General features: G+C 69.9%; 2 protein-coding genes and 1 pseudogene. All 3 read right to left on the reverse strand.

Features of this window, described 5'->3' with window-relative positions:
- Positions 1-1,000, reverse strand: a pseudogene (locus tag GT354_RS32745) (DNA translocase FtsK); the annotation flags it as partial.
- Between the two features lie 196 nt (positions 1,001-1,196).
- Positions 1,197-1,889 (reverse strand): response regulator, encoded by a 693-nt coding sequence (locus GT354_RS32750; RefSeq protein ID WP_161360004.1) that lies wholly within the window; start codon positions 1,887-1,889, stop codon positions 1,197-1,199.
- 316 nt (positions 1,890-2,205) lie between these two features.
- Positions 2,206-5,418 (reverse strand): ATP-binding protein (locus tag GT354_RS32755; protein WP_161360005.1); only part of this gene is annotated, 3,213 nt, incomplete at its 5' end.

Consider the following 5,418-nt stretch of genomic DNA (forward strand, 5'->3'; position numbering starts at 1 on the left):
GGGCGGGGCTCTGCGCCCGCAGGTCGGTCACCACGCGGGCCGCGGCGGCCTTGCGCGAGCGCGCGGGGGGTACGACGGCGCCGAGGTCGTTCGCGTCCAGGGCCGCGGCGGCGGCCGCGGCCACGTCGATCGCGTCGGGGTGCCCTGTCGAGGCGCTGCCGGGACGGCGACGCGGGCGGGGTTTGCGGACCGGCTTGGGGGCGGGTTCCTCGTCGTCCTCGAAGCCGGCGAACGCGACCGGGCGGCCGTCGTCGTCGCCCTCGTCGTCGTAGGGCAGCGGCTCGGGTCCCTCGACGAAGCCGAGGAAGACCCCGAGCCGCTCGGGCACCGCGTTGATCGGCGTCGCGGTGACCACGAGCAGGCCGAACACGATCAACAGCACCAGCAGCGGCACCGCCACCCACGTGGTGACCAGGTGGACCGGCGGGGTCGCGAAGGCCCACCCGACGAATCCTCCGGCGTCGCGCATCGCGGTCGCGCCGTCGTCGGGTTGCGGGGTGCCGTAGCCGACGTGGATCAGGCCGAGCACGGCCGCCACGAGCGCGGTCCAGCCGATCATGATCCGGCCGGTGGCGTCGCGCTGGTCCGGATGGCGCATGACCCGCACGCCGAGCGCGCCGACCAGGAACGGCACGAGCATGTCCAACCGCCCGACCAGACCGGCCACCACGGCGTTGACCACCTCGCCGACCGCGCCGTCGATGGTCCCCCACGCGCCGGCGGCGATCACTATGGCCAGGCCGATCAGGGCCAGGCCCAGCCCGTCGCGGCGGTGTGCCGGATCGAGCCCGCGAGCCCCCGAACCGATCCCGCGCGCGGCCGAGCCGAACGCGGTCGCCAGGCCCAGCCACAGTCGTTTGAGCCCGCGTCCGAGCAACGCGGGAAACCCGCCGAACAGTTTCGGCGGCGGCGGGGGCGGTGGAGCCGCCTTCTTGGCGGGAACCTTCTTCTTCGCGGCCGTGCGCGGTTGCGCTCCGCCGCCGGACGCACGTGTGGCCATGCGCCGAGGTTACCGGCGCGACCCCGCCCACCTCACGAGTAACACCCCGTGGGCCTGTCGTGTCGGCCACGGGCGGGCTTCGGGACGCGCTCCGGGTCGGGCGCGGCGGGTCGAAGCCGTCCGCACGGCCGACCGGACGGTCGTAGTGGATTCGTTCGACCGGTCGAACGGGTCGACACCGTTCGACCGGTCGAACCTACGGCTGTGGGTCGACCGTGTCCGGCGCCTGCACCAGGGGCGGCCCGCCGTGTCCGGCAGTCGCCGGCGCGAGCGCGTCGAGCGCGGCCCGCATCCTGGCCACCCGGCGGCGGAGCTGGCTCGCGGACGCGGTCAGGATCGGATCGTCGGCCGACTCGACCTGCTTGGCCATGCCGTCGGCCTGCTCCTCGACCGCGGCCAGACGCGCGGACAACTCGGCTATCACGTCGGTGCCGGCCCGTTCGCCGCTGCCGACGCCTTCGAGTCGACCGCGCAGCAACGCGGCCTGCTCGCGCAGTTGGCAGTTCTTTTTGTACAGGTCCACGAACACCGAGACCTTGGCGCGCAGCACCCACGGGTCGAACGGCTTGGAGATGTAGTCGACCGCGCCCGCCGCGTAGCCGCGGAAGGTGTGGTGCGGTCCGTGGTTGATCGCGGTCAGGAAGATGATCGGGATGTCTCGGGTCTTCTCCCGCCGCTTGATGTGCGCGGCGGTCTCGAACCCGTCCATGCCCGGCATCTGCACGTCGAGCAGGATCACCGCGAACTCGTCCGTCAGCAGCGCCTTGAGAGCTTCCTCGCCCGAGTGCGCCCGAACCAGGGTCTGGTCGAGCGCGGACAGGATCGCCTCCAGGGCGAGCAGATTCTCCTGACGGTCATCGACCAGGAGGATCTTGGCCTTCTCCGTCATGGCCCACCCTCTTCGATCCGACACGGTGGGTGACCCCGTGTGTCGGTCGGCTCCACTCGTCCTTGTGCATGTTTTTGGTTGACGTCACAGCTCCGTCGCACGTCGCGCCGGTCGATTGCGCATCCAGGGTCGTCCCCGTCCCGGTCATGGTAGTGGCCCGACCATCGACTCGGCAGGTATTCCGAAACAGACGACCGCAAGGTGTCACCGCGCTCGGACCTACCGTGGCGACAAGCCGACATCGACCCCTCCAAAACGTCAACGCCGTCCGACGTGCCCTGGTTCCGGATGTGGCGCTCGCCACGAGAAATGGGGATCAGTGGTCGAGCCATGTCCGGATGAGTCCCAACAAGTGTCGTGTGTCGACCGGCTTGGCGACGTAGTCGGACGCCCCCGAGTCGATGCTCTTCTCCTGGTCGCCCTTCATCGCCTTCGCGGTGAGCGCGATGATCGGCAGGCCCGCGTACTGCGGCATCCGACGAATCGCCGAGGTCGTGGCGTAACCGTCCATCTCGGGCATCATCACGTCCATCAGCACGATGGCGATGTCGTCGTTGCCTTGCAGCACCTCGATGCCCTCGCGGCCGTTCTCGGCGTACAGGACGCTGAGACCGTACTGCTCCAGAACACTGGTCAGCGCGAACACGTTGCGCACGTCGTCGTCGACGATCAGCACCCGCTCGCCGTCGAAGGTGCCGTCGAAGGGCTCGACGACGGGCTTGGCGGGCACCACCGCGTCGGCGTGCGCGGGGTGCGCGGCGCCGAGTACGACCCGGGCCAGCGCGTCGGGGGTGGAGACCCGCTGGAGCAGCACGATCCGCCGGCGGTAGCCGCGCAGCCGGCCGGACTCCGAGCGGGTCGGACGCTGCGGGACGTGCACGACCACCGGCAGGTTCTGCAACTCGGTACGGGACGCGACCGCGTCCAGGACCTGCCACGCGCCCTCGTCGGGCAGGCGCAGGTCGATCACCAGGCACGCGGGCGGCGACGCGGCGAGCAGGCGCACCGCCTCGCCCTCGTCGGCGGCCGAGGTCAGGTCCAGGGCGCCGTCGACGCCCGCGAGCGCGGTGGCCAGCGGGGCGCCGTCGGCGTGCGGCGACTCGACGACCAGGACGCGCCGCGGCACGAACTCGTTCGCGTCGGGTTCGGGCTCGCCGTCGCCGAGTTGTACGGGCGCGTCGCTGATCAGCGGCGTGCTGGGGGCCGCGGGCGGCAGCGCCAAGGGGTAGCGGACGGGGGGCAGTTCGGGGTTGCGGTCCGGGGCGATCTCGTCGCCCGGGATCAGCACACTGTCGAGCGGGAGGTAGAGCGTGAACGTGCTGCCGCTGCCCGGCCGGCTCTCGGCGTGGATCTCGCCGCCGAGCAGCCAGGCGATCTCGCGGCTGATCGACAGGCCCAGGCCGGTACCGCCGTAGCGGCGGCTCGTGGTGCCGTCGGCCTGCTGGAACGCCTCGAAGATCACCTTGAGCTTGTCCGGCGCGATGCCGATGCCGGTGTCGATCACCGAGAACGCCACCGCGTGCTCGGCGTTGTCGAGTTCGGTGTTGGTCAGCGGGATGTCGTCGGTGAGCGTGATGAGCACCTCGACCGAGCCCGAATCGGTGAACTTGACCGCGTTGGAGAGCAGGTTGCGCAGCACCTGTTGCAGGCGCTGTTCGTCGGTGAACAAGATGCCGGGCACCGACGGCGAGACGTGCACGGTGAAGTCGAGGCTCTTCTCCGCGGTGAGCGGGCGGATGGTGGCCTCGACGTAGTCCATGAGCTGCGCGAGCGCGATTCGCGCGGGGCGCACGTCCATCTTCCCGGCCTGCACCTTGGACAGGTCCAGAATGTCGTTGATCAGCTGGAGCAGGTCGGATCCGGCGCCGTGGATGGTCTCGGCGAACTCGACCTGCTTGCGGGTCAGGTTGCCCTCGACGTTGTCGGCGAGCAGCTTGGCCAGGATGAGCAGGCTGTTGAGCGGCGTGCGCAGCTCGTGCGACATGTTCGCGAGGAACTCGGACTTGTACTTGGACGAGAGCGCGAGCTGTTCGGCGCGTTCCTCCAGCGCCTGACGGGCCTGTTCGATCTCGCGGTTCTTGATCTCGATGTCGCGGTTCTGTCGGGCGAGCAGCGCCGCCTTGTCCTCCAGCTCGGCGTTGGAGTGCCGCAGTTCGCCCTGTTGGCGCTGCAACTCCTCGGAGCGTTCCTGGAGTTCCTCGGTCAGCCGCTGCGACTCGGCGAGCAGCATCTCGGTGCGCGAGTTCGCCATGATCGTGTTGACCGTGACGCCGATCTGCTCGTTGAGCTGCTCCAGGAAGTTGCGGTGGACCTTGGTGAACGGCCGGAACGAGGCCAGTTCGAGGACGCCGAGGAGCTGGTCCTCGAACAGCACCGGCAGCACGATCACGTTGGCCGGGGCGGCCTCGCCCAGGCCCGAGGCGATCTTGATGTAGCCGGGCGGCGCGTCCAGGATCAGGATCGAGCGCTTCTCCAGGGCGGCCTGGCCGACCAGGGACTGGCCGAGCCGGAAACGGGTCGGCACGCCGCCGCCGTCCTGGTAGCCGTAGGACGCGATCAGCCGCAGTTCGACCACGTCCTCCTGGGTCAGCTCGGCGAGGAAGAACGCGCCGTGCTGGGCGTCGACGACGGGAGTCAGCTCGCTCATGATCAACGCGGCGACGGCCATCAGGTCGCGGCGGCCCTGCATGAGACCGGAGATGCGGGCCAGGTTGGTCTTGAGCCAGTCCTGCTCGCGGTTGGCCCGCGTGGTCTCGCGCAGGTTGTAGATCATCTGGTTGATGTTGTCCTTGAGCTCGTCGAGCTCTCCGGACGCGTCCACCGCGATCTGCAGGGACAGGTCGCCCCGGGTCACGGCGGTGGCGACCTCGGCGATCGCGCGGACCTGGCGGGTGAGATTGCCGGCGAGTTCGTTGACGTTCTCGGTGAGTTGCTTCCAGGTCCCGGAGATGCCCTCGACCTCGGCCTGGCCGCCGAGCATGCCCTCGGTGCCGACCTCGCGGGCCACTCGGGTGACCTCACCGGCGAACGCGCTGAGCTGGTCGACCATCGTGTTGATCGTGGTCTTGAGTTCCAGCATCTCGCCGCGCGCGTCCACGTCGATCTTCTGCGACAGGTCGCCGCCCGCGATCGCGGTGGTGACCTTGGCGATGTTGCGCACCTGGCCGGTGAGGTTGTCGGCCATCGAGTTGACGTTGTCGGTCAGGTGTTTCCAGGTGCCGGAGACACCGGGCACGTGCGCCTGGCCGCCGAGGATGCCCTCGGTGCCCACCTCGCGCGCAACGCGGGTGACCTCGTCGGCGAACGCGCGGAGCGTGTCCACCATCGTGTTGATCGTGCCCGCGAGTCCGGCCATCTCGCCCTTGGCCTCGACGGTGCTCTTCTGCGACAGGTCGCCGTCGGCGACCGCGGTGGCCACCTGGGCGATGTTGCGCACCTGCGACGTCAGGTTGTTGGCCATGACGTTGACGTTGTCGGTGAGATCCTTCCAGATGCCGGACACCCCGCGCACCCGGGCCTGGCCGCCGAG

Source organism: Streptomyces sp. SID3343 (genome assembly GCF_009865215.1).
Taxonomy (GTDB): Bacteria; Actinomycetota; Actinomycetes; order Streptomycetales; family Streptomycetaceae; genus Embleya.